This is a genomic window from Nonomuraea sp. ATR24 (genome assembly GCF_041950485.1).
GTDB lineage: Bacteria > Actinomycetota > Actinomycetes > Streptosporangiales > Streptosporangiaceae > Nonomuraea > Nonomuraea ceibae.
Genome location: NZ_JBGNUU010000017.1, coordinates 44,495 through 66,497 on the forward strand (window position 1 = coordinate 44,495; position 22,003 = coordinate 66,497).

Below are 22,003 nucleotides of genomic sequence, written 5' to 3' on the forward strand. Positions count from 1 at the left end.
CGGCCCACGCCTCAGGGAGGGGCGCGCCCCTCCTCCTCGCCTGCGCGCCTCTCCTGGTCCCGGAGCTGCTCACGGAGTTGCTCCGGGTCGTCCGCGTCGATGGTCATCGCGCATCCGGCGTCGCGCTGGGCCGCGTCCAGCGGGTGGTGACGGGTGGCCCACCAGCGGCCGGCGTCGCTACGCCAGATGGTCCACTTCGGGTACTCCCGGGCGATCTCTGCTAGATGCCGGTCAAAGGTCATCCGGTTCAACCTTCCAGGGGCCCCTGTACGAGGTTCCATCTCCTTCGAAGGTGCGCCACATCTCTAGAGACGTCAATGATCGGGAAGGACAGGTCAGCGTTGCCTTCTTGACTCAGGCGTCGAAGTCGTACTGGAGCACGTAAGCCGCCGAGTCGAGGACCATCTCGTTGAGCTCGACGGGGAGGCCGCCGGCGGTGTAGGCGGTGCGGTCGATGACGATCACGGGGGTGCCGCCGGGCAGGCCGAGCATGACGCTCTCGCGGGGGCGGGGCATGCGGGCGCGGACCTCCTCGGTGAAGTGGGCGGGGGGCAGGCCGAGGTCGCCCAGCCTGGCGTAGACGCCGCCGGGCCCGGTCTCGGCGGCGGTGATGGCGCTGCCCTCGACGAGCTGCGCCGGGAAGTAGGAGGTGGCGAGCTGCACGGGCCGCGAGTCGACGGAGTAGCGCCGGCGGCGCACCCAGACCTCGCGGCTCTCCAGCACGCCGGCTATCTCGTCGGGGGCCTGTTCGCGGGCCACCTCGACCTCGTCGACGGTGAAGGGGCGGCCGCGGGTGTCGGCCTCCCAGATGGATCGTCCCTGGCCCCACTGCTCGCGCGCCAGACGGCGGGAGCCGTGCCGGCGGATCGGTTTGAACAGTCTCACGTAGACCCCCGAGCCTCGCTTCGGCACCGCCAGCCCTTCGTTGATCAGTACCGCAAGCGCCTGCCTGGCGGTGGCCCGTGCGATTGCGTAGTCGGCCATGAGCGCGTTCTCGCCCGGCAGCCGTTCCCCGTCGCGCAATTCGCCGGACAGGATCCGGGAGCGGAGGCCGTCGGCGATGCGTCGATAGATAGGGGGCTCGTGGGGTACCGGGGATTCAGACACTGTTTGATCACCCTCTGTCACCAAGCGGGTTTGGCGTCTCCAGAGAACTTGCCCCGTCTTGTCCACGATCGCACAGATACGGAGGTTGGTCCCGAGCATTCTTTTGAGCGGTGTGTGCCTGTGTGTCGATTAGTGCCCGTTTTTAATGGCCTATTTATCGGGAATTCGGGCCGACCGAAATATGAGACGCCCACCAGCGGCGAGTAACCAAAGCCGCCGCCGCCGCGCCCAGCGTGTTGATCAGCACGTCGTCCACGGACGAGAACCTGCCGAGCCGCAGCGCATACTGGAGCACCTCCACGAGCGCGGAGGCTCCGGCCGCGACGGCGGCCACGCGGGCCGCGGAGGCCATCCTGGCGGTGCGCACGGGCAGCAGCGCCCCCAGCGCCGCGAACACCAGCAGATTGCCTCCGACCTGCACGAACGCTGTCTCCCACGGCGCGCTCGCGATCCAGGCGAGGTCCTTGAACGGGACGAGACTGACACCTTCCTGACCGGTGGCCGGGGTGAGGATCATCCAGATCCACGGCGCGGTGCCGACCACGATCCCCACGTCGGCGAGCGCGGTGCGCAGCGGCGCGGGGTGGCCTCGGCGGGCGCGGCGCCGGGCGAGGAGCATGATGGCGAGCACGCCGAAAAACAGCGCAAAGGTACCAGCAATAATGACGTTTCCCCACAAAACCCACGTCTGCCTCACCGGACCATGATGTCGGCCGATTCGTGGCTACGAGAAGATGACTCCCAGGACAGGTCTCCGCGATCATGCAGGAGCGGCATGGCGCGGCGCCCGCCGGCGAGAGACGATGCAGAGCGAGGAGGCGAGCTCGGTGCTGAACCACTTCATCGGCGGCCGGCGGGTGGCCCAGGGGCCGGCGTTCGGCGTCCATGACCCGATGACGGGCGCGCGGGCCGGCGAGGCGCGCGAGGCGGACGAGGAGGTCGTCCGGCAGGCCGTCGAGGCCGCCGCCGCGGCCGCTCCCGGCTGGGCGGCGTTGCCCGCGGCCGAGCGCGCCGGGTGGATGCGCAGGCTCGCCGACGGCATCGAGGCCCGCTTCGACGACCTGGTGGCCGCCGAGATCGCCGACACCGGGAAGCCGCTGGAGCAGACCCGCACGCTCGATATCCCGCGCGGCGCCGCCAACTTCCGGGCGTTCGCCGAGATCGCCGCGCAGCGCCCCGACGAGGCGTTCCACCTGCCCGGCGTGCTCAGCTACACGATCCGCAGGCCGCTCGGCGTGGTCGCGGTGGTCGTGCCGTGGAACCTGCCGTTCCTGCTCATGACCTGGAAGCTCGCGCCCGCGCTGATGGCGGGCAACACCGTGGTGGTCAAACCGTCGGAGAACACCCCCGGCTCGGCGTCGCTGTTCGCCGACATCTGCGCCGACGCCGGCCTGCCCGACGGCGTGGTCAACGTGATCTTCGGGTACGGGACCAGCGGCCGGCTCCTGGTCGAGCACCCCGGCGTCGACGGCGTGACGTTCACCGGCTCCACCCGCACCGGCACGGCCATCATGCGCTCGGTGTCCGACCGGGTCAGGCCGGTCTCCTTCGAGCTCGGCGGCAAGAACGCGGGCCTGGTGTTCGCTGACGCCGACCTCGACAGGGCGGTCGAGGGCTGCGCCAGGTCGGTGTTCACCAACGGCGGCCAGGTCTGCCTGTGCACCGAGCGGCTCTACGTCGAGCGGCCGGTGTTCGAGGAGTTCTGCGCTCGGCTGGCGGCGCGGGCGCGCGAGGTGGAGCCGCAGCCGATGATCTCGGCCGAGCACCGGGACAAGGTGCTCGGCGCCTACGCGCTGGCCCGGGACGAGGGGGCCACGTTCGTGACCGGCGGCGGCGTGCCGGAGTTCGGCGACGCGCGCGACGGGGGCTACTTCGTGGAGCCGACCGTGGTGACCGGGCTGCCGGAGTCGTCGGCGTTCAACCGCGAGGAGATCTTCGGGCCGGTCTGCCACGTCGCGCCGTTCGACACCGAGGGCGAGGCGGTGGCGCTGGCCAACGACAGCGACTACGGGCTCGCGGCCACCGTGTGGACGGCGAACCTCGACCGGGCGCACCGGGTGGCGCAGCGGATCGAGGCCGGGCTCGTCTGGGTCAACACCTGGTATCTGCGCGACCTGCGCACCCCGTTCGGCGGCGTCAAGCTGTCGGGCATTGGCAGGGAAGGTGGGACACGGTCGCTCGACTTCTATTCCGAGCCCACCACGATTACGATCAAGCTGGAGTACCCCGATGCACGATGAATGGTCGCAGGCAGTCGATGCGCGTGGACAGGCCGCCGACCGACTGCTGGAGGCGGCCCGGTCGGGCAAGCCGTGCGCGCCCATCCGGGACCTGGTCAGCACCCTGGCCGAGGGCTACGCCGTACAGGAGATCAACACAGCCCGGGCGCTGGACGAGGGGCGGCGGCTGGTCGGGCGGAAGATCGGCGTGACGAATCCGCTGATGCAGAAGCAGTTCGGGATCGACACACCCACCTACGGCATGCTTTATGCGGATATGTCCTACCTTGATGGGCTGCCCGTGCCGGTGAGCAGGTTCCTGCAGCCCCGGGCCGAGGCGGAGATCGCCTTCGTCATGGGCGCCGACCTGGTGGGCGGGCCGTTCACCGTCGCGGAGGTCATCCGGGCGGTCGACTTCGTGCTGCCCGCCGTCGAGATCGCCGACTCGCGCGTGGCCGACTGGGACATCACGCCGGCCGACACCGTCGCCGACAACGCCTCCGCGGGCGCTTTCGTGCTGGGCAACACGCCCGTCCCGCTGGCCGGGACCGACCTGCGGCTGGCCGTCATGCGGATGACGCGCGCCGGGCAGGAGGTGTCGGCCGGGTCCGGCGCGGCCTGCATGGGCCACCCGCTCAACGCCGCCGTGTGGCTGGCCGGGGCCCTCGGCCGCACCGCGCACCCGCTGCGCGCCGGTGACGTCGTGCTGACGGGCGCGCTCGGCCCCGTCGTGCCGGTGGAGCCCGGCGACGCCTTCGAGGCGCACATCGACGGGCTGGGCTCGGTGCGGGCGGTGTTCTCCCAGTGAGCCTTGATCGGGGCGAGGCACTGCAGGTGCGTGGCAAGGCGACACCGCTCGGCAGGTTCCCGCACGTGAAGCGGGCAGGCGACTTCCTGTACGTGTCGGGCACGAGCTCGCGGCGGCCCGACAACACCTTCGTCGGCGTGCGCGTCGACAAGCACGGCGCGCCGGAGCTCGACATCCGCGAGCAGACCAGGGCGGTCATCGAGAACATCGGCGACATTCTCAAGGCCGCCGGAGGCTCGCTGGCCGACCTCGTACAGATCACCACGTACCTGGTCAACATGAACGACTTCAAGGGCTACAACGAGGTCTACGCCGAGTTCTTCGACGAGGAGGGCCCGACGCGGACCACGGTCGCGGTGCACCAGCTGCCGCACCCCCACCTGCTGATCGAGATGCAAGCCGTCGCCTACCACCCCCAGGAGCGATCATGATCCCGCCCATCGACTTCACCAAGTGGATCGACGAGCACGCCCATCTGCTCAAGCCCCCGGTCGGGAACAAGGTGGTGTTCGAGGGGGCCGAGGACTTCATCGTGATGGTGGTCGGCGGGCCCAACGCGCGCACCGACTTCCACATCGACCCGTACGAGGAGCTGTTCTACCAGGTCCGCGGCAACATGCACGTGAACGTGATGACCGACGACGGGCCCGACACCGTGCACATCCGGGAGGGGCAGATGTGGCTGCTGCCGCCAGGGATGCCCCACTCGCCGCAGCGGCCCGAGGAGGGCTCGGTCGGGCTGGTGGTGGAACGGGTGCGGCCGGAGGGGGTCCTGGAGCGGTTCCAGTGGTACTGCCCGCAGTGCGCCGCGCTGGTGCACGAGGTCGAGCTGCAGGTGCGTGACATCGTCAAGGACCTGCCGCCGGTCTTCAACGCCTTCTACACCGACGAGAAGGCGCGCACCTGTGACTCCTGCGGCACGCTCCATCCTGGCAAGGGCTGATGATCACCGACATCCACACGCACCACGTGCCCCGAGGCTGGCCGGAGCTGGGCTGGCCGGGGGCGCCCCGGTTGCGGATCGAGTCGGAGCGCGAGGCGACCATCCTCGTCAACGACCGGGACTTCCGGAAGATCCAGGATGACTGCTGGAACCCCGACGTCCGCCTGGCCGCGATGGACCGCGACGGCGTGGACCGGCAGGTCGTCTCGCCGACGCCGGTGTTCTTCGCCTACGACAGGCCCGCCGCCGAGGCCGTACGGGTCGCGAGGATCTTCAACGACCTCGCGCTGGAGATCTGCGACGGCGACCGGCTGATCCCGTTCTGCCAGGTGCCGCTCCAGGACCCCGACCTGGCCTGCGCGGAGCTCGACCGGAGCATCGCGGCCGGGCACCGGGGCGTGGAGATCGGCAACCACGTCGGCGACCGCGACCTCGACGACGCCGGGATCGTGCAGTTCCTCCAGCACTGCGCCGAACGCGGCGTGCCGGTCTTCGTGCACCCGTGGGACATGCCCGGCGGCCCGCGCGTCGAGCGGTGGATGGCGCAGTGGCTGGTCGGGATGCCCGCCGAGACGCACCTGTCGATCCTGGCGCTGATCCTCGGCGGCGTCTTCGACCGGGTGCCGGATACGCTGCGGATCTGCTTCGCCCACGGCGGCGGGTCGTTCGCGTTCTGGCTGGGCCGGTTCGAGAACGCCTGGCACCGGCGCGACGACCTGGTCGGCGTCTCGGAGCGGCCGCCGTCGGCCTACCTCGGCAGGTTCGCGGTCGACACCGTGGTCTTCGACGAGCGGGCGCTGCGGCTGCTCGTCGACACGATCGGCGAGGACCACGTGATGCTCGGCTCCGACTACCCCTACCCGCTCGGCGAGTCGCCCGTCGGCGCGCTGGTCCGCAAGGCGGGCTTCCTGTCCGACGAGGCGCGGGCCAAGCTGCTCGGCGGCAACGCCGGGGCGTTCCTGGGCTGACGAAGGGAGCACCCATGCGCCTGCCCGTGGCCGGGTTGCTGGTGCTGCTGGCCGCCGGCTGCGGCGGGCCGGCCCCGACCGAGGCCCGCGACGACGGCGAGCTCACGGTGGGCGCGATCATCTCCCAGACCGGCGTGTACGCGATGCTCGGCGACGAGATGGAGGCCGCCATGCGCCTCTACCTGGACGAGCACGGCGGCAGGCTGGGCGGCAGGCCGGCCCGGCTGGTCGTGGCCGACGACGCGGGCGCCGCCGACCGGGGTGGGCGCGAGGCCCGGCGGCTGGTGAGCCAGGAGCGCGCCGACGTGATCACCGGGCTGCTGGCCTCGCCGGTCGCCGTGTCGGTCGCCGAGGCGGCGGACGGCACGCCGGTGGTGATCGCCAACGCGGGCGCCGACGAGCTGGGCGGCCCCGGTGTCTTCCGCGTCTCCTACACCAACCGCGAGCAGGGCGAGGCGGCCGGCCGCTACGCCGCCGAGCGCTACGGGCGGACCGGCGTGGTGCTCATGGCCTCCGACTACTCGGCGGGCGTGGAGACGCTCGACGGGTTCGAGGAGGGGTACGGCGCGGGCCCGCTCACGCGCATCCTGACGCCGTACGGGAAGGTCGGGGACCTGGAGCCGTACCTGGAGCGGATCCCGCCGGAGGCGGAGCTGCTGTACGCGTTCTACGCGGGCGGGGAGGCGGTCACGTTCGTCAAGGCGTTCAGGCAGCTCGGCTACGACGCCCGGATCGAGCTGCTGGCCTGCCAGCAGCTCGTGGACGAGGACGTGCTGGCGGCGATCGGCCGGGACGCCGAGGGCATCACCAGCGTCGGCAGCTACTCGCCGGCGCTGGACAACCCGGCCAACACCGCGTTCGTCGCCACCTGGCGGGCGCGCACCGGCAAGAACCCGTCGGTGGTGGCGTTGCAGAGCTGGGACGCGATGCGGCTCATCGACCGGGCGGCGGCGCGTGGCGGTGATCTGGGGGAGGCGCTGGCCGGGGTGGGGGAGCTGGAGAGCCCGCGCGGCAAGCTCAGGCTCGACGACACCTCGCACAACCCGGTCCAGAACTGGTATGCCAGACAGTACGAAAATGGCATCAATCGGGTGATTGCCACAATCCCCCCGAAGGAGTGACGCGTTGCAGGACCGTGACCGCTGCCTCGCCCTGGACGCCGACGACCCGCTGCGCGACTTCAGGGACGAGTTCGCGCTGCCCGAAGGCGTCATCTACCTCGTGGGCAACTCGCTGGGCGCGCTGCCGCGCCGCACTCCGGAACGGGTCAACCAGGCCGTGACCGACGAATGGGGCGTCCAGCTCGTCGGCGGCTGGAACAGCGCGGGCTGGTACGACCAGCCGCTGCGCGTGGGCGACCGCATCGCGCCGCTCATCGGCGCCGGGCCCGGCCAGGTCGTGGCCGGCAACACCACGTCCATCGCGGTCCACCAGGCCGTCTCGGCGGCCCTGCGGCTGCGCCCGGACCGCCGCGTGATCGTCTCCGACGTCAACAACTTCCCCACCGACCACTACATGATCGAAGGGCTGGCCGCCGGCTACGAGATCCGCGACTTCGCCGAGGGCCGCTTCGACGACGCGGCGGTGGTGCTGCTGTCGGAGGTCGACTACCGCACGGCGGAACGGCACGACGTCGCCGAGGTGACCGCCCGGGTGCAGGCCGCGGGCGCGCTCATGGTGTGGGACGTGTGCCACAGCGTCGGCGCCCTGCGCGTGGACGTCTCGGCCGCCGACTTCGCCGTCGGCTGCACGTACAAGTACCTGAACGGCGGCCCCGGCGCCCCCGCCTTCCTGTACGTGAATCCGCGCCACCATGCGACGGCCGTGAACACGCTGTCCGGATGGCACGGCCACGCCGACCCGTTCGCGTTCGAGAGCGGATACCGCCCGGCCGAGGGCATCAGGCGGTTCGCGATCAGCACGCCGCACGTGCTGTCGTTCGCGGCGCTGGAGGCCGCCCTCGACATCTGGGACCGGGTGCCGCTCGACCAGCTGCGGGCCAAGAGCGTGGCGCTCGGCGAGCTGTTCGTCGAGCTCGTCGGCGACGCGCTGGAGCTCGCCTCGCCCGCCGACCCGGAACGGCGCGGCAGCCACGTCAGCTTCCGCCACCCCGACGGCTACCCGGTCATGCGGGCGCTCATCGACCGGGGCGTGCAGGGCGACTTCCGCGCCCCCGACATCCTGCGCTTCGGCCTCGCGCCGCTCTACACGCGCTACACCGACGTGTACGACGCGGCCACCACGCTGCTGGAGGTGCTGGAGAAGGAGCTCTGGCGCGACGACCGATACGCGCGGCGGCTCGCGGTCACCTGACCAGGTAACATCGGCTTGCCCACAAGGCACTTCACCGATGTTCGCCCGCGTCACCGTGCGGCCTGCGCACGAGCGGGTCGACCGGAGCGCGCCTCCAGCTCCGGGAGACCCCCGCCATGCTGCTGACCTTCGTGGTCACCACGCTTGTCATGATCATGATTCCCGGGCCCGACGCGGCCCTGATCATGCGCAGTTCGCTCGCCCACGGCCGGATGGCCGGGCTGCTCACCATGCTCGGCGGCCTGCTCGGCCTGTCCGTGCACGCCGCCGCCGCCGCGATCGGCCTGTCGGCGCTGCTCGTGGCCTCGCCCACGGCCTTCACCGTGGTGCGCGGGCTGGGCATCTGCTACCTGCTCTGGCTCGGCGTCCACGCGCTGCTGTCGAGCCGCGGCAAGGCCGCCGAGACCGCCGAGGCCGCCGAGTCGGCGCCCGGCGGCTCGCCGCTCGTCCACGTACGCAGGGGCCTGCTGTCCAACCTGCTCAACCCCAAGGTGCTGCTGCTGTTCGTGACGTGGCTGCCGCAGTTTCTCCCGTCGCACGGCGACACGCTGAGCAGCGCGCTGCTGCTGTCGGGCATCATCGCCGTGCTCTACGCGCTCTGGTTCAGCCTCTACAACCTGATCGTCGACCGGGTCGGCGCGCTGCTGCGCACGCCCCGGGTGCGCGCCCGGGTCGAGCGGGTCACCGGCGTGCTGCTGGTCGGCTTCGCGCTACGGCTGGCCGTCCAGTAGCTTGACCGCCCGCTTGGGGGCGATGGCCCGGTAGCTCTCCTCGACCCAGTCGAGCAGCACCTCGGTCTCCGGCAGCTCGGCCAGGAACGGCACCGTCACCCAGCCGGCCTTGCCGAGCCCGTAGCCGCTCGGCGCCGCCCCCGGCACGGTCAGTGCGTGCCCGTGCGTCTCCGACAGCAGCTTGACGCCGAAGGTCGGGTCCCACTTCTCGGTCCGCTCGTCGATGCCGAGGAACAGGAACACCTTCTTGTTCACCTTGATCACGGTCTCGCCCCACGGGTGGTCCTCGTGGGTCTCGGGGAGGCCGAGCGCGAACGCGCGCAGCTCCTCGCGGATGTCGTGCCAGTCGGTCATGTCCGGAACTCCTCAAGCTTGCGGTCGATCGCGGCCCTGATCCGGTCTCGGGCCACCATACGAGGCACCCCCGACATAAGCAGCTCGTCGTAGTCGGTGTCGCGATGACGGATGGACGCGATCACGGCCAGCGTGATCGCGTTCTCGTCCAGGACCTTGGCCGCCGCCGTGCGGCCCACCCGGCCGCTGCCGCGCAGCCCCGCGTGCTCGGCGATCTCCCGCGCCCTGTCCGGCGGGCAGCCGGGGAACAGCCGGGCGATCTCCGCCGCCATCCGCGCCTGGAACTCCACGTCCTGCTCGGCCCGGCGCACCGCGTCACGCTCGCGGCGGCGCAGCCGCACCTCCTCGTCGGCCAGGCAGCGCTCCTCGGCCCGCGCCAGCGCCTCCTCCTCCACCAGCAGCCCGGCCCGCTGGTAGACCTTGCGCCGCCGGTTGTAGCGGACGACCACCGCCGACAGCCGGCTCTCCTGCTTGGCCCGGCGGCTCAACGCAGCGTCACCCGACGGCAGGAACGTCAGATGATCCAGATCCGCGCACGTCAGGCAGTGCGGCCGGTCGTCCTCCATGATCAGATAAGGCCCGGTGTCGCGGCACGACGCGCACGTCCACGCCTCCAGCGGCGCGACCACCACCAGATCAGGCGCCTTGCTCTGCCGCTCGGTGAGCTGCCGCACCCGCGCCTCGCTCAGGTCCGGCGACAGCCAGTGCACCCGGAACGCCTCCTGCCCGCCCCCGCCCGTGAACCGCAACGGCCGCCGGTCACGGCTGCCCGACACGTACGGCGTCTCCACCGGGCGCAGCCCCCTGGCCCGCGCCCAGTCGCCGAGCAGCGCGGCCGTGGCCACCAGGCGGTCCTCGTCGACGGCGGCTAGTTCCGCCAGCGTGGCCGCCCGGCCCTGCCGCCAGGTGTCGACATGACGCGAATGCAGCCAGCGCAGACCCGTCACCACGTCCAGGAACGTCACGTACTTGTTGCGGGTCAGCGCGAGCTCGGCGGCTTCGGCGACCCTGCGGGCCAGGTTCGGCTTGCTCACGCCCCTTAGTGTGCCGCGCCTTTGTCAGCAGGTGGGCATGCCTTGTGGTGATCCCGGCAAGGAAGCGGGCGGATCTCGCACCGGGAGGAATCGTGCGCCTGCTCTGGCCCGCCGTACTCGTGCTCGCCACCTCCTGTGGCGTCGCCGACAGCGGCACGCTGCCCGTCGTCGCCGGCCCCGTCGGCGCCCCGCCCGAGGTCACCATCCCGCCCGGCAAACCCGGACGCACGCCTCGGGTGGTCCTGCTCTCCCACGGCGCCGGACGGCGCACGATGCCCGGGGACGTGGTGCTCGCCGACGTCGAGATCCGCCGCTGGTCGGGCAACGAGCCGCACCTGAGCACGTACGAGGCCAACCAGCCCGTCACCGTCGTCTTCGACGGGCGCGCGGTGCCCCGCACCTGGCAGGAAGCCCTCATCGGGCGGGCGGCGGGCAGCCGGGTGCTGCTCGTCGGCCCCGCCGTCCAGACGCTCGGGCCCGACATGCGCCTCGACGGCGTCCCGCCCGCCGAAACGCTCGTCGTGGTCTTCGACATCATCGGCGGCTACCCGCCGGACGCCCGCCTGGTGGGCCGGCCGCTGCCCACCGTCCCCGCCGACCTCACGCCGGCGGCCCCGGCCCGCACGCTCATCGGCGGGTCCGGGGCCGAGGTCATGCCCGGGGACAAGATCGTCATCCAGTACGTGGCGGCCTCCTGGCCCACACGCGAAGTCGTGGACTCCTCCTACAAGCGCGGCGGCCCGAGCGCCTACCGGCTGACCCCCGACACGGTGCCGCCCGGCTGGGTCGACGGCCTACGCGGCCAGCGGGTCGGCGGCCGGGTCGCCATCGGCTCGCCCACCAGCTCACGGGGCGAGCCGACGCTCTACGTCATCGACATCCTCGACGCGCTCTAGGAGCCGCAGTGCTCGAACGGGCTGTCGTACGTGGACGAGCCCGCCTTGCCGCCCCACCGGACGCACTTGCCCGGCGCGTACGCGTACACCGGACCCGCATAGTAGGAGTAGTTGCCCGAATCGGTCTTCCGGGTGCTGCCCTGCACCTCCAGATACGCGGTGGTGGCCGTGGGCGTGCCCAGCGAGGTGTGCTTCATCGTGACGACGCAGTTGTTGCCGTTGCCGTTGTTGTACAGCAGGTAGACCGTGCCCGACGTGCCCAGCCCGGCCGAGTCGATCACGTCGTAGCCCGATCCGCACGCCTCCTGCGGCGTGTACGGGTTGCTGGAGCCGCCGCAGTTGCGCGAGGTCAGCGTCTGGACCGGATAGCCGAACGTGACGCCGTTGAAGACCGCCTTGCGGATGTTGTCCGGGTAGCCGGTGCCCTGCCGCACCTCGTAGTGCAGGTGCGGGCTGATGTTGTTGCCCGGCTTGCTGGTGTTGCCGACCGTGCCGATCTTCTGGCCCTGCGAGACCGACTGGCCCGCGCTGACCGACCGCGTGTTGAGGTGCGCGTAGTAGGTGGACCAGCCGCTGCCGTGGTCGATCCTGACCAGGTTGCCGTAGCCGTTCGCCGAGCCCTGGTGCGCCGAGATGCCCACCGTGCCCGACGCCGCCGCCACCACCGTGTCGCCGAGGTCGGCGCCGGCCGTGCTGCCCCGGTTGAAGTCGATCTCCCACGACTGGTGCGCGCTGCTCGCGCTGGAGTTGCCGTTCCAGGACTGCCCGCAGGGGAACGGCAGCTGGAAGTTGGTGGCCAGAATCCCGACGCTGTCGGACGACGGCTCCGGGTCGAGCGACGGGTCGGCCGAGGCCGTGGACGCCGTTCCGATGCTGAGTAAGAGTGCGACACCCGCGACCATTGCTCCGCTGAACCTCATCGGGTGATCCTTTCCGGGAGGGGCTCTGAACCCAGGGTCGAGATTCACCGCACAAAGAACATCCAGAACCGATACAAAAAGCTGTCAGGCCTCCAAAGAGGAGCTGATGCGGTCATGACGGTCACTTTTCACGTGCTCGGGCCGCTGGAAGTCCGGTCAGCGGGACGTCCCGTCCGGATCTCCGGCAGGAAGCCACGGCTGCTGCTCGCCACCCTGCTGCTGGACGCCGGCCGGGTCGTCGGCGGCGACCAGCTCGCCGAGGTCCTCTGGCCGCAGCGCCCGCCCCGCTCCGCCCAGGCCAACCTGCGCACCTACGTCAGCTCCCTGCGCGCCGACCTGTCCCGCGCCGCCCGCGCCGGCGACGCCCTGCGCGGCGCCGGATCCGGCTACGCCATCGACGTCCCCGCCGACACGCTCGACCTGCTCGTCTTCCAGGACCACGTCGAACATGGCCGCTACGCCGACGCCCTCGCCCTCTGGCGCGGTGCCCCCCTCGCCGACCTGCCCGGCAGCCCCCTGTGGGAACGCCGCCTCGACCCCCTCCACGAAGCACGGCTCCGCGCCGCCGAACAACTCATCGCCCAGCGCCTCGACCGGGCCGACCACGCCGGAGCCGTCCGCGAACTGCGCGCCCTCCTCGTCGAACACCCCTACCGCGAGGACCTGTGGAGCCGCCTCATCCTCGCCCTCCACGCCGGCGGACGCAAAGCCGAGGCGTTACGCGCCTACGCCGGCATCCGCGCCCGCCTCGTCGACGAACTCGGCGTCGAACCCGGCATCGAGCTCCGCCGCGCCTACGAGACCGTCCTCGCCGACGACTCCCTCCCCACCACCCCGCACCAGCTCCCCCCGGACATCCCCGACTTCACCGGCCGCGAGCCCGAACTCGCCGCGCTCACCCGCCCGCGCCCCGCCGCCGTCGCCGTGATCACCGGCCCGCCCGGCGCCGGGAAGAGCGCCCTCGCCGTACGCGCCGCGCACCTCCTCCGGCCCCGCTTCCCCCACGGACAGCTCCACCTCGACCTCGGCGGCAGGCACCCCGCCGACCTGCTCGCCGAAGCCCTCCGCGCCCTCGGCGCCGAACGCCCCCCGCCCACCCTCCACGAACGCTCCGCCCTGCTCCGCTCCCTGCTCGCCGAACGACCGATGCTCATCCTGCTCGACGACGCCCTCGACGCCGCCCAGGTACGCCCCCTGCTCCCCGGCAACGACAGCGCCGTCATCATCACCAGCAGACGCCGCATCACCGAACTGCCGGGCGCCCGCCACGTCACCCTCGCCGAACTGCCCGAGGACGACGCCCTGCGCCTCCTCGCCCGGATCGCCGGCCCCGACCGGGTCGCCCGCGAACGCGCCGACGCGCTCGCCATCGTCACCGCCTGCGGCCGGCTCCCCCTCGCCCTCCGCAGCGCCGGCGCCCGCCTCGCCGGACGCCCCGGCTGGTCCCTGTCCGTCCTGCGGCAACGCCTCCAGGACGACCGCCTCGGCGAACTCGAAGAAGTACGCGCCCGCCTCGACCGCAGCTACAGCCACCTGCCCGCCGAAGCCGCCCGCACCCTCGCCACCCTCGGCCTGCTCGGCGCCGCGCCCCAGCCCGGCTGGGTCGTCGCCGCCGCCCTCGACCGGCACCGCGCCGACGACGTCACCGACCTGCTCGTGGACGTCAACCTCCTCGAACTCGTCGGCACCGACCCCGTCGGCCAGCCCCGCTACCGCCTGCCCGACCTCATCCGCCAGCACTCCACCTCACGAACCCCCCACCGCGACGGGCTCGCCCGCGTCCTCGCCGCCTGGACCGCCACCACCGAACACGCCCGAGCCCGCCTGCCCACCACCGTCTTCGGCCTCACCGCCGCCGACGCCCCCCGCTGGCGGCTCCCCGAACCCCTCCTCGACCGGCTCACCGCCGACCCGCTCTCCTGGTTCGAAGCCGAACACGACACACTCGCCGCCGCCGTCACCGTCGCCGCCCGCACCGGCCTCGCCGCCTCCGCCTGGGGCCTGGCCGCCGCCATGGTCCCCTACCTCGACCTGCGCTGCCACCTCGACACCTGGCAGCGCACCCACACCGCCGCCCTGGCCGCCGCCCGCGCCGCAGGCGACACGTACGGCGAAGCCGCCATGCTCCGCGGCCTCGCCCAGGTCGCCCTCTACCGCGACCGGTACGAGGAGGCCGCCGACGGCTTCACCCGCTCCCGCCGCCTCTTCCACGACCTCGGCGACCTCCGCGCCGAAGCCACCTCCGTCTGCGGGCTCGGCGCCGTCCACCAGTTCCGCGGCCGCCACGCCCGCTCCCTCGGCCACTTCCGCCGCGCCCTCGCCATGTTCCTCGCCGCCGGGGACCAGCACGGCGAGGCGTTCGCCCGCCAGGCCATCGGCCGCGCCTGCCTGCGCGCCGGCGACCTCGCCCAGGCGTCCGAATCCCTCACCCAGGCCATGCGCCTCGCCCAGGAGCTCGGCGACTCCCACCGCGAAGGCTGCGTCTGCCTCCAGATGGGCCACCTCCACCAGGCCATGTCCTTCCACCGCCACGCCCTGGAGATCTTCGAATCCCTCGGCGACCGGCACTGCGGCGCCTACGCCCTGCAAAGCCTCGCCGGCCTCCAGGTCGCCCGCGGCGACCTCGCCCCCGCCTCTGCCGGCCTCGAACGCTCCCTCCTCGTCTTCCGCGAACTCGGCGACCGCAGCGGCGAAGCCTCCACCACCCAACTGCTCGCCGACCTCCACCTCTCTGCCGGCCGCACCGGCCTCGCCCTCGACTACCAGGCCCACGCCACCGCCCTCCGCCGCACCCTCCCCGCCTAACCCGTACGCCCCACAGCCCAACGCCCCCGCCCCAAGGACCGGGCCACCACCCGCCAAGAGGACCAGCCCACCCACACCCTCGGCCCCACCCGGCCCCCACGGGAGCGCGCGAACCAACGGGACACGCCCGCCCTCCCGCGAGGACCGACCGCCGCCCCAAGGCAGGGCGCCCGCCCTCCCGGGGGTCGTACCGGCCCTCCCGGGGGCGTGGCTCCACCATCTCCGCGGGGCATGCGGCCCTTCGGGCAGGGGCCCTTTTCGGGGAGGAGGCCCGCCGCCCGCCCTCCCGAGGGCCGCGTCCGTCCCTCCCGGGCGCGCTGCCCCACTATCTCCTCGGGGGCATGCGGCCCTTCGGGCAGGGGCCCTTTCGGGGAGGTGGCCCGTCGCCCTTAGACACGGCACCCGCTTCTCCCGGGGTTGCGCTCGCTTCTCCCGGGGCGCGCCCGCCCTCGCGGGGGCGCTCGCCTCTCCCGGGGGCGCCTGCCCCCCTCGGGCGCGGTGCCGCACCCCCGGGGGTACGGGGGCCCTTATGGGGGTTTGTCGGTCAGGGGGTCAGAGGGTGTTGAGGGCGCGGGCGAGGATGGTGGCCGTGGAGGCGATGACCTTGTCGTCCACCGGGTCGGCCGGGTCGGTGCGGTTGGTGTAGATGGTCATGATGATCGGGGCGGAAGCCTTGGCGGGCCAGATGACGGCGATGTCGTTGGCGAGCCCGCGGGACCCGTTGGTGCCGGTCTTGTCGCCGATGCGCCACGTCTTAGGCAGGCCGGCGCGGATGCGGGTGTCGCCGGTCTGGTTGGCGATCAGCCAGGCGTTGAGCTGGTGCCGGTCCTTGGGGTGCAGGGCGTCGCCGACGGTGAGGGCGCGCAGGTCGCGGGCGGCGGCGGCGGGGGTGGTGGTGTCGCGCTTCTCCTTGGGCGTCCAGTCGTTGAGCGTGGGCTCCGTACGGTCGAGCCGCGAGATGGGGTCCTTGAGCGTGCGCAGGTAGCGGGTGACGGCGGCGGGGCCGCCGATCTCCTTGAGGAGCACGTTGGCGGCGGTGTTGTCGCTGGTGGTGATGGTGGCTTCGCACAGGGCGGCCACGGTCAGGCCGTCCTTGACGTGCTTCTCGGTGACGGGGGAGTGCGTCACGAGGTCGTCGGCGGTCCAGTGGAGGCGCTTGGCGAGCAGCCCGGGCTCGGCGGTGCGCGCCTTGTGGAGGACGGCGCCGCAGAGCAGGGCCTTGAACGTGGACAGCAGCGGGAAGCGTTCGTCCGAGCGGTAGGCGACGGTCCGGCCGGTGGCGGTGTCGACGGCGTACGCGCCGATGCGTCCCTGGAAGGCGGCTTCCAGGGCGCGCAGTTCCTTCTTGGCCGTCGCGCCGGGTGCGAGGTGCACGGCGGCGGCGGTCGCGGGCGCGGCGGTGGCCGGGAGGGTGGCGCCGCCGGCGAGGAGGGAGAGCGCCAGGGCGGCCGATCGCAGGGCCTGCCGGGAACGGAGCATGTCAAGTCCTTCGCTGTTCGCTGTCAGAGGGCAGGAGCAAACCAGACGTGATCAGCTCATGTCTAATAGCGATATCGCGAACGTACGAATATCAGGAAATGTATGTATGCAGGTCAGGAGCCCGGGACGAAGCGGCGGACGAGGCGTCTGAGCCGGGATTCGGGGGCGGGCGCCGGCGGGTGGCGGAGGATGTCGAGCGCCTCGGCGGCGGTGGGGCGCTTGGCCGGGGTGTGGTCGAGCATGCGCCGGACCACGTCGGGCACGTCGGGCCCGTGCGCGTCGGGGCCGGCGGGCAGGTCGCCGGTGAGGAGCTGGTAGGCGATCACGCCGGCGGCGTAGACGTCGGAGGCGGCCGTCATCCGGTCGGGCCGTTCGTGGCATTCGGGCGCGACGTAGTGGGCGTCGAGCACGTTGTGCAGCTCGTGGGCGACGGTGTAGTTGCGCGGCCCCGGCTTGGCGTAGTCGAACCCGGTCAGCACCGCGTGCCCGTCGTCGGTCACCAGCACGCTGGCCGGGGTGAGCGCGCGGTGGATGACGCCGTGGGCGTGCGCGTGGGCCAGGCCGCTCAGCATGTCCTGGATCACGGTCAGGCGTACGCCCTGGCCGAGCCGCAGGTGGAGGGCCTGGCCGTGGACGTCGTCGAGCACCAGCACGAACCGGCTCTCGTCGTCGATGGCGAAGAAGTCGCGCGGGCGCACCAGGCTCGGGTGGGGCGGGATGCGGGCCAGCGACTGGTAGGCGTTGGCGATGCGCTGCCGCTCGGCGGCCCGTGACTCCTGGTCGGCCAGCGGGTCGGCCTGGTAGACGCGCAGCAGCACGGTCTCGCTGCCGGGCAGGGTGGCGTTGAAGGCCCGGTATTCGGTGATCCTGGCGTCGCCGCCGAGCTGCTCCTCGACCTCCCAGTTGCCGTAGCGCGGGGGCGCGGTGCTGCGCCGTACGGTCTGGTTGAGCGCGTCGAGGATCGCGGCGAAGTAGGGCTTGGCGTCGGGGCTGCACCCGCGCCTGACCCGGGAGACGTCGCTCAGCGTGGCGATGAGCCGGGGCAGGTCGGTGACGTTGACGGCGTCGCGCCCGGCGGGGTCGACGAGCTGGGCGTCGGGCGAGGTGAGCACCACGAGGCTGTCGACGTAGACGCGTTCGAGCTGTGTGGCTCTGGAGACGAGCAGTCCTTTGAGCGCCTTGGCGGTGCCGCGCAGCTTGGCCACCGGCGAGCCGAACGCCTCCCGCCGCGGCGGGAACCACCGCGAACCCGACACCTCGATGCGGCCGCGGGTGCCTTTGACGTCGACGACGACGAGCGAGTGGCCGGTGAGCACGAGGAGGTCGACCTCGAAGACGTCGTCTCCGCGCGGAACCTCGACGTTGTGCAGCAGCAGCCAGTCGGCCGGTGCGTGATCCCGGAGGTAGGTGATCACCCGCCGCTCGGCGTCGTTGACCGGAGGTCCCCCGCCGACGATCTCTGCCATGCGCCTATCCTCGCACGGGTTGGAGTTGACAGCATGTTGTCGTTATGACAGTATGTTGTCATGACGACGAAGACAAAGCCCGTGCATGTAGCCGTTTACGACACTCTGGCCGACTGGGAGACCGGACACGCCACCGCCCACCTGCGCAGTGGCCGCTTCCACCGGGAGCCCGGCAGTTATGAGATCGTCACGGTCGGGCTCACCGGTGAGCCCGTGACCACCGCCGGCGGCATGCGGATCGTTCCCGACCTGACGCTCGACGCGCTCACGCCGCAGGACAGCAGCCTGCTCATCCTGCCCGGCGCCGACCTGTGGGACGCCGGCGACGACCTCGCTCCGTACGCCAGCAAGGCACGCGCGTTCCTCGACGCCGGGGTGCCCGTCGCCGCCATCTGCGGCGCCGTCGCCGGGATCGCCCGCGAAGGGTTGCTCGACGACCGCGACCACACGAGCGCCGTGCTGCAGTACCTGGAGGCCCAGCAGGGGTACGGGGGCGCCAAGCGCTACCAGGACCGCGACGCGGTGCTCGATGGCGACCTGATCACCGCCGGGCCCACCGAGCCCGTCGCCTTCGCCCGCGAGATCTTCCGCCGGCTCGACGTCTACACGCCCGAGGTGCTCGACGCCTGGTACCGGCTCTTCGCCAAGAGCGACGCGTCGGCGTACGAGGTGCTGATGGCGGCATGAGCGAAACGGGCGAGCTGCTGTCGGGCAGCGCGTTGACGGTCTTCCGGCTCAACGGCCAGTTTCTCGACGTCGCCGAGAAGCTGGCCAGGCCCGCCGGGCTCACCGCCGCCTGGTGGCAGGTGCTGGGCGCCATCCTGCACGAGCCGCTGCCGGTCTCCGGGGTGGCCAGGGTGATGGGCATGAGCCGTCAGGGCGTCCAGCGGATCGCCGACCTGCTGGTGGAGAAGGGGCTGGCCGAATACCTGCCCAACCCGGCGCACCGGCGGGCCAAGCTGCTCAACCCCACCCCGGAGGGGCGGGCCGCCATCGCCCGCATCGATCCCGCCCACCAGGAGCTCGCCGACCGGCTGGTGGCCGAGCTGGGGCTGCCCGCCGCCCGCGACACCCTCGCCGCCCTCCGCCGCCTCTCCGAAGCCCTCGACCGCCTCTCCGACTGACCCCTTGGGCGGCACCCAGGCGGCTCCCGGGCGGCCCGCCGGGGGTGTGGGCCGCTCCCCACCCGCACTCCGGCTTCTGGGTTGAGCGGCGAGTGCCGCAACGGGAGGGCACGTGGTGGGGGTGCCGCGCAGGGGAGGGTGGGTGGCAAGGGTCAGCGGGCGGTGGCGAGGACGAGGCCGGAGGCGTGGTCGAGTTCGACCGCCACGAGCCGTTCGTGGGCGAGCAGGGCGTCGCGGACGGCGCGCTGCTTGCGGATGAGGTCGTCGTCCCAGCCGGGGGCCGGGGCGAGGTCGTCGACGAGGAGGATGCCGCGCGGGCGGAGGGCGGCGATGGTGCGGTCGAGGCCGACGTGCTTGCCGCCCGTGGCGTCGGCGAAGATCAGGTCGAAGGCGCCGAGCCGGTCGAGCAGGTCCAGGGCGTCGCCCGTACGGAGGTCGACGAAGGGGGGCCAGCCGTCGCGGGCGGCGAGTGCGGCGCGGGCGGGGTCGCGTTCGACGCTCGTGACCGTGACGTCGGTGCGCGGCAGGAGGCCGCTGACGAGCCAGGCGAGCCCGACGCCGGCGCCGGTGCCCAACTCCAGGACGCGCCCGCCTTCGGGGACGGCGGCGGCGAGTGCGGCGAGGAGGCGGCCGACGCCCGGATCGCACGAGTAGGCGAACGACGCCTCTTCGGCGCGGGCCACGGCCGCCGTGACCAGATCGGTTTCCATGGTCCTGTCCTACCTCGCGGGGCGCAGGCGTGGCATCCGGGTTCGCGGCTTGAAGACGGACAGGCCGGTCGCCAGCATCAGCATCGCGAGCTGGCAGCCGAGCGAGGCCACCTGGGCCCACTGCCGTGAGGAGGCCACCTGGGCGGCGCCTTCGGTGGCGGCGGCCATGCCCTCGGGGTCGAACAGGAACATCCCCGCGCAGATCGTGGCGAGCAGCAGCGCCAGCTTGGCCGCGACCCAGACGTGGCGCAGCACCCCCCAGTGGCTCGTCAGCCCGAGCAGGACGCCGGTGACGAGCGACAGCATGCTGAGCGGTATCCCGCCCGCGAAAACGAGCGCGGGCATCAACCGGTAGGCGGCGTGGGCCAAAGCGAGGTCATTCGTGAGTGTCGCCGCAGTATTGAGCACCACGAGTCCCCATACCTCGCCCAGCAGCGCGACCGAGGCGACGATGTGGATGACCAGCAGTGACTTGCGGGTACGCGGTCGTATCGCAGTCATCTTTACCTCCGGTTCCCGAACGAACTCCTGGCCATCGTGACCCGCGTCCCGGGGGGCGCGCGTCGGACCAGAGGCGGCACCGCCGCTACACCTCACGGCGTATTGCGGGCGCGCGCGATTCCCAAGCGGCGGGTGATCGTCGGTTTCCCGCCGGTGCGTGAACGGCTACGTCATCACCGGGTGAGGCCAAAAGAAATGCCGTTTCGATTGCGCGGATCGGCCGCGGCATTTGTGTTCGGCGGCGGTGTCGATCGCCAAGAAACCGAGGCCGCCCCTTGACCTCGGTCTGAGAAGATCCGGTTGCGGTTCCGGCGCGCTGCCGCAATTGTTATCCGCGGCACCTCACAGCCCTGCAGAAACGACTAAGGCGCTGGAATTCTCAGGCGCCGATCAATGGAGGAACGAAACATGATCCGTCGCATTCTTGCCGGTGCAGCCATCGTGGGCGCCGCGCTGGGCTTCTGTGCCGGCGCCGCTTCGGCCGACGTCGGCCCGAGCGCGAGCAACACGGGCCAGAGCATCATCGGCCAGTTCAGCGTCATCGACGACGTCACCGCGCTGAACAACGTCCTGAACGACTCGGTCAAGTACATCGACCTGGGCACCGTCGGTCACCTGCAGGACGTCGAGCTGAACCTGCTGGCCAACGTCGAGGACTAGGAGCGACGGGAAATCGGCGCTCGACCTGAAAAGCTCGCCGGCAAAAGCCGGTGAACCGTCACCCCGCCCGGGTCCCGGTTGAAACGCCGGGACGTTTCCCGGAAGGGCGGCCGTGGATACTCGAGGCCACGGCAGCCCGGTGCGCACCGACGGGCCGGGTGGCGGGCGGCCCGGAGGGCCCTGCTCCATCGAGCAGGCCGTCCGGGGCCGCGCGTCAGAGGCCGGCGTCCGCCGCTCTTTCCTCGGTCGGCCGGACGGCTCCCATGAACGTCGGCCGGTCCAGCGGGTCGAGCCGGACGAACGCGCCGGTATAGGGGGCGTGGACCATACGCTCGCGATCGACGGCCAGGCCGACGTGCTCGGGGCCGGAGCGCCGCGGATCGTTGTCGTAAAAGACGAGGTCCCCGGGCCGCACCTGTTCCTTGGGCACGCGGGCACCTGATCGCCACTGCTCCTTCGTGGTGCGGCCGATCAGTTCCCCGGCCGAGGCCCACGCGTACTGCGTGAGGCCGGAGCAGTCGAATCCCTTGGTCTTCGCACCCTTTCCGATGCCGAATCCGGGGCCGTCCACCCCGCCGCCGCCCCATGAGTACGGGACGCCGATCATCTCGATCGCGGCCCGCACCGCGATGGCGCCCGCGGCGGCCCGGTCCGCGTGAAAGGTTTCGGAATAACGCGGCCCGCATTCAGGGCCGCAGTCGCGAGCCACTGCCGGCGCGCAATCCAGCGTGCCGGTGAACACACACGCCAGGGCCATCACGATAAATGTGCGTCTTGCCTCCATGGTCAATCCACCGCTTCTGCGACTCGTTTCACCGGCTCTCGATGCCGGCGCTGCTGTCCCAGAGCTTTCCTCTCGACCGATGGGGACAAAACACCCTTTTGGGGAGGCGAGAGGCGCATATGGCCATAACGTGAAAGAAAATCCGTCAAAGCCACCAGACGAATCCTGATAAATCCGGACA

24 protein-coding genes are annotated in these 22,003 nt (G+C 71.8%); 13 read left to right on the plus strand and 11 right to left on the minus strand.

Translation table 11 applies throughout. The annotated features are described in order from the left end of the window. Window positions 1-11 precede the first annotated feature (11 nt). The 3 genes from ACBI99_RS33000 to ACBI99_RS33010 form a co-directional block, all read right to left on the minus strand. Window positions 12-242, minus strand: coding sequence for a hypothetical protein (locus ACBI99_RS33000; protein ID WP_219501459.1), 231 nt, complete (start codon window positions 240-242; stop codon window positions 12-14). A 112-nt stretch (window positions 243-354) separates the two neighbouring features. Beyond that, window positions 355-1,107 carry a GntR family transcriptional regulator gene (locus ACBI99_RS33005; RefSeq protein ID WP_308125632.1) on the minus strand — a complete coding sequence of 251 codons (753 nt, stop codon included), beginning with the start codon at window positions 1,105-1,107 and terminating at the stop codon, window positions 355-357. Between the two features lie 154 nt (window positions 1,108-1,261). Further along, on the minus strand, window positions 1,262-1,804 hold the full coding sequence (locus ACBI99_RS33010; protein ID WP_375074255.1) for a VanZ family protein: 543 nt from the start codon (window positions 1,802-1,804) through the stop codon (window positions 1,262-1,264). 106 nt (window positions 1,805-1,910) lie between these two features. Here ACBI99_RS33010 and ACBI99_RS33015 point away from each other — a divergent pair, with 106 nt between their 5' ends. The 8 genes from ACBI99_RS33015 (at window position 1,911) to ACBI99_RS33050 (ending at window position 9,089) form a co-directional block, all read left to right on the plus strand. Then, complete coding sequence (locus tag ACBI99_RS33015) at window positions 1,911-3,347, plus strand: aldehyde dehydrogenase family protein (protein ID WP_219501465.1); 1,437 nt, start codon at window positions 1,911-1,913, stop codon at window positions 3,345-3,347. After that, window positions 3,337-4,134 (plus strand): 2-keto-4-pentenoate hydratase, encoded by a 798-nt coding sequence (locus ACBI99_RS33020; protein ID WP_219501467.1) that lies wholly within the window; start codon window positions 3,337-3,339, stop codon window positions 4,132-4,134. The genes ACBI99_RS33015 and ACBI99_RS33020 overlap by 11 nt, the downstream gene beginning before the upstream one ends. A gap of 26 nt (window positions 4,135-4,160) precedes the next feature. Further along, window positions 4,161-4,565 carry a RidA family protein gene (locus ACBI99_RS33025; RefSeq protein WP_308125642.1) on the plus strand — a complete coding sequence of 135 codons (405 nt, stop codon included), beginning with the start codon at window positions 4,161-4,163 and terminating at the stop codon, window positions 4,563-4,565. Next, the gene (locus ACBI99_RS33030; RefSeq protein ID WP_219501471.1) at window positions 4,562-5,077 is read left to right on the plus strand and encodes a 3-hydroxyanthranilate 3,4-dioxygenase; all 516 of its coding nucleotides are present in this window, start codon (window positions 4,562-4,564) and stop codon (window positions 5,075-5,077) included. Before ACBI99_RS33025 ends, ACBI99_RS33030 begins: the two co-directional genes overlap by 4 nt. Next, the gene (locus tag ACBI99_RS33035; protein ID WP_375074256.1) at window positions 5,077-6,045 is read left to right on the plus strand and encodes an amidohydrolase family protein; all 969 of its coding nucleotides are present in this window, start codon (window positions 5,077-5,079) and stop codon (window positions 6,043-6,045) included. The genes ACBI99_RS33030 and ACBI99_RS33035 overlap by 1 nt, the downstream gene beginning before the upstream one ends. Before the next feature lie 14 nt (window positions 6,046-6,059). Next, window positions 6,060-7,166: an ABC transporter substrate-binding protein gene (locus ACBI99_RS33040; protein WP_219501475.1), complete on the plus strand. Its 1,107-nt coding sequence runs from the start codon at window positions 6,060-6,062 to the stop codon at window positions 7,164-7,166. 4 nt (window positions 7,167-7,170) lie between these two features. Beyond that, the gene (locus ACBI99_RS33045) at window positions 7,171-8,358 is read left to right on the plus strand and encodes a kynureninase (protein WP_219501477.1); all 1,188 of its coding nucleotides are present in this window, start codon (window positions 7,171-7,173) and stop codon (window positions 8,356-8,358) included. Between the two features lie 116 nt (window positions 8,359-8,474). Then, window positions 8,475-9,089, plus strand: coding sequence for a LysE family translocator (locus ACBI99_RS33050; protein WP_219501480.1), 615 nt, complete (start codon window positions 8,475-8,477; stop codon window positions 9,087-9,089). On the opposite strand, the gene ACBI99_RS33055 is transcribed toward ACBI99_RS33050, so the two are convergent. Continuing rightward, window positions 9,069-9,443 carry an MmcQ/YjbR family DNA-binding protein gene (locus tag ACBI99_RS33055; protein ID WP_219501482.1) on the minus strand — a complete coding sequence of 125 codons (375 nt, stop codon included), beginning with the start codon at window positions 9,441-9,443 and terminating at the stop codon, window positions 9,069-9,071. The two genes, ACBI99_RS33050 and ACBI99_RS33055, sit on opposite strands and share 21 nt — an antisense overlap. Next, window positions 9,440-10,477 (minus strand): DUF2293 domain-containing protein, encoded by a 1,038-nt coding sequence (locus ACBI99_RS33060; RefSeq protein ID WP_219501484.1) that lies wholly within the window; start codon window positions 10,475-10,477, stop codon window positions 9,440-9,442. Before ACBI99_RS33060 ends, ACBI99_RS33055 begins: the two co-directional genes overlap by 4 nt. Window positions 10,478-10,569: 92 nt before the next feature. On the opposite strand from ACBI99_RS33060, the gene ACBI99_RS33065 reads away from it, so the two are divergent. Further along, window positions 10,570-11,373, plus strand: a complete 804-nt coding sequence (locus ACBI99_RS33065; protein ID WP_357583133.1) for an FKBP-type peptidyl-prolyl cis-trans isomerase — start codon at window positions 10,570-10,572, stop codon at window positions 11,371-11,373. Here the strand turns inward: ACBI99_RS33065 and ACBI99_RS33070 are convergent. Continuing rightward, window positions 11,370-12,293, minus strand: coding sequence for a M23 family metallopeptidase (locus ACBI99_RS33070; RefSeq protein WP_375074257.1), 924 nt, complete (start codon window positions 12,291-12,293; stop codon window positions 11,370-11,372). The two genes, ACBI99_RS33065 and ACBI99_RS33070, sit on opposite strands and share 4 nt — an antisense overlap. A 114-nt stretch (window positions 12,294-12,407) precedes the next feature. On the opposite strand from ACBI99_RS33070, the gene ACBI99_RS33075 reads away from it, so the two are divergent. After that, the gene (locus tag ACBI99_RS33075) at window positions 12,408-15,098 is read left to right on the plus strand and encodes a BTAD domain-containing putative transcriptional regulator (RefSeq protein WP_375074258.1); all 2,691 of its coding nucleotides are present in this window, start codon (window positions 12,408-12,410) and stop codon (window positions 15,096-15,098) included. Between the two features lie 552 nt (window positions 15,099-15,650). Here ACBI99_RS33075 and bla read toward each other — a convergent pair. Together bla and ACBI99_RS33085 are read right to left on the minus strand one after the other, a co-directional pair. Further along, window positions 15,651-16,577 carry a class A beta-lactamase gene (gene bla / locus ACBI99_RS33080; protein WP_219501492.1) on the minus strand — a complete coding sequence of 309 codons (927 nt, stop codon included), beginning with the start codon at window positions 16,575-16,577 and terminating at the stop codon, window positions 15,651-15,653. A 113-nt stretch (window positions 16,578-16,690) separates the two neighbouring features. Next, window positions 16,691-18,043 carry an NERD domain-containing protein kinase family protein gene (locus tag ACBI99_RS33085; RefSeq protein ID WP_219501494.1) on the minus strand — a complete coding sequence of 451 codons (1,353 nt, stop codon included), beginning with the start codon at window positions 18,041-18,043 and terminating at the stop codon, window positions 16,691-16,693. A 60-nt stretch (window positions 18,044-18,103) separates the two neighbouring features. On the opposite strand from ACBI99_RS33085, the gene ACBI99_RS33090 reads away from it, so the two are divergent. Next, window positions 18,104-18,730 carry a type 1 glutamine amidotransferase family protein gene (locus ACBI99_RS33090; RefSeq protein ID WP_219501496.1) on the plus strand — a complete coding sequence of 209 codons (627 nt, stop codon included), beginning with the start codon at window positions 18,104-18,106 and terminating at the stop codon, window positions 18,728-18,730. Next, the gene (locus ACBI99_RS33095; RefSeq protein WP_357583141.1) at window positions 18,727-19,167 is read left to right on the plus strand and encodes a MarR family transcriptional regulator; all 441 of its coding nucleotides are present in this window, start codon (window positions 18,727-18,729) and stop codon (window positions 19,165-19,167) included. The genes ACBI99_RS33090 and ACBI99_RS33095 overlap by 4 nt, the downstream gene beginning before the upstream one ends. A gap of 152 nt (window positions 19,168-19,319) precedes the next feature. On the opposite strand, the gene ACBI99_RS33100 is transcribed toward ACBI99_RS33095, so the two are convergent. Together ACBI99_RS33100 and ACBI99_RS33105 are read right to left on the minus strand one after the other, a co-directional pair. Further along, window positions 19,320-19,877: an O-methyltransferase gene (locus ACBI99_RS33100; protein ID WP_375074259.1), complete on the minus strand. Its 558-nt coding sequence runs from the start codon at window positions 19,875-19,877 to the stop codon at window positions 19,320-19,322. Window positions 19,878-19,886: 9 nt separating this feature from the next. Then, on the minus strand, window positions 19,887-20,378 hold the full coding sequence (locus ACBI99_RS33105; protein ID WP_219501503.1) for a hypothetical protein: 492 nt from the start codon (window positions 20,376-20,378) through the stop codon (window positions 19,887-19,889). A 408-nt stretch (window positions 20,379-20,786) separates the two neighbouring features. Here ACBI99_RS33105 and ACBI99_RS33110 point away from each other — a divergent pair, with 408 nt between their 5' ends. Continuing rightward, complete coding sequence (locus ACBI99_RS33110) at window positions 20,787-21,038, plus strand: hypothetical protein (protein ID WP_219501505.1); 252 nt, start codon at window positions 20,787-20,789, stop codon at window positions 21,036-21,038. A gap of 214 nt (window positions 21,039-21,252) precedes the next feature. On the opposite strand, the gene ACBI99_RS33115 is transcribed toward ACBI99_RS33110, so the two are convergent. Then, on the minus strand, window positions 21,253-21,822 hold the full coding sequence (locus tag ACBI99_RS33115) for a C40 family peptidase (RefSeq protein WP_219501506.1): 570 nt from the start codon (window positions 21,820-21,822) through the stop codon (window positions 21,253-21,255). Between the last annotated feature and the right edge of the window lie 181 nt (window positions 21,823-22,003).

Excerpts from the sequence above, each read along its gene's own strand:
- ACBI99_RS33000 (WP_219501459.1), bottom strand. The coding sequence starts at position 242 with ATGACCTTTGACCGGCATCTAGCAGAGATCGCCCGGGAGTACCCGAAG.
- ACBI99_RS33015 (WP_219501465.1), top strand. The coding sequence starts at position 1,911 with ATGCAGAGCGAGGAGGCGAGCTCGGTGCTGAACCACTTCATCGGCGGC.
- ACBI99_RS33020 (WP_219501467.1), top strand. The coding sequence starts at position 3,337 with ATGCACGATGAATGGTCGCAGGCAGTCGATGCGCGTGGACAGGCCGCC.
- ACBI99_RS33030 (WP_219501471.1), top strand. The coding sequence starts at position 4,562 with ATGATCCCGCCCATCGACTTCACCAAGTGGATCGACGAGCACGCCCAT.
- ACBI99_RS33035 (WP_375074256.1), top strand. The coding sequence starts at position 5,077 with ATGATCACCGACATCCACACGCACCACGTGCCCCGAGGCTGGCCGGAG.
- ACBI99_RS33040 (WP_219501475.1), top strand. The coding sequence starts at position 6,060 with ATGCGCCTGCCCGTGGCCGGGTTGCTGGTGCTGCTGGCCGCCGGCTGC.
- ACBI99_RS33050 (WP_219501480.1), top strand. The coding sequence starts at position 8,475 with ATGCTGCTGACCTTCGTGGTCACCACGCTTGTCATGATCATGATTCCC.
- ACBI99_RS33055 (WP_219501482.1), bottom strand. The coding sequence starts at position 9,443 with ATGACCGACTGGCACGACATCCGCGAGGAGCTGCGCGCGTTCGCGCTC.
- ACBI99_RS33070 (WP_375074257.1), bottom strand. The coding sequence starts at position 12,293 with ATGAGGTTCAGCGGAGCAATGGTCGCGGGTGTCGCACTCTTACTCAGC.
- ACBI99_RS33075 (WP_375074258.1), top strand. The coding sequence starts at position 12,408 with ATGACGGTCACTTTTCACGTGCTCGGGCCGCTGGAAGTCCGGTCAGCG.
- bla (WP_219501492.1), bottom strand. The coding sequence starts at position 16,577 with ATGCTCCGTTCCCGGCAGGCCCTGCGATCGGCCGCCCTGGCGCTCTCC.
- ACBI99_RS33085 (WP_219501494.1), bottom strand. The coding sequence starts at position 18,043 with ATGGCAGAGATCGTCGGCGGGGGACCTCCGGTCAACGACGCCGAGCGG.
- ACBI99_RS33090 (WP_219501496.1), top strand. The coding sequence starts at position 18,104 with ATGACGACGAAGACAAAGCCCGTGCATGTAGCCGTTTACGACACTCTG.
- ACBI99_RS33095 (WP_357583141.1), top strand. The coding sequence starts at position 18,727 with ATGAGCGAAACGGGCGAGCTGCTGTCGGGCAGCGCGTTGACGGTCTTC.
- ACBI99_RS33100 (WP_375074259.1), bottom strand. The coding sequence starts at position 19,877 with ATGGAAACCGATCTGGTCACGGCGGCCGTGGCCCGCGCCGAAGAGGCG.
- ACBI99_RS33105 (WP_219501503.1), bottom strand. The coding sequence starts at position 20,378 with ATGACTGCGATACGACCGCGTACCCGCAAGTCACTGCTGGTCATCCAC.
- ACBI99_RS33110 (WP_219501505.1), top strand. The coding sequence starts at position 20,787 with ATGATCCGTCGCATTCTTGCCGGTGCAGCCATCGTGGGCGCCGCGCTG.
- ACBI99_RS33115 (WP_219501506.1), bottom strand. The coding sequence starts at position 21,822 with ATGGAGGCAAGACGCACATTTATCGTGATGGCCCTGGCGTGTGTGTTC.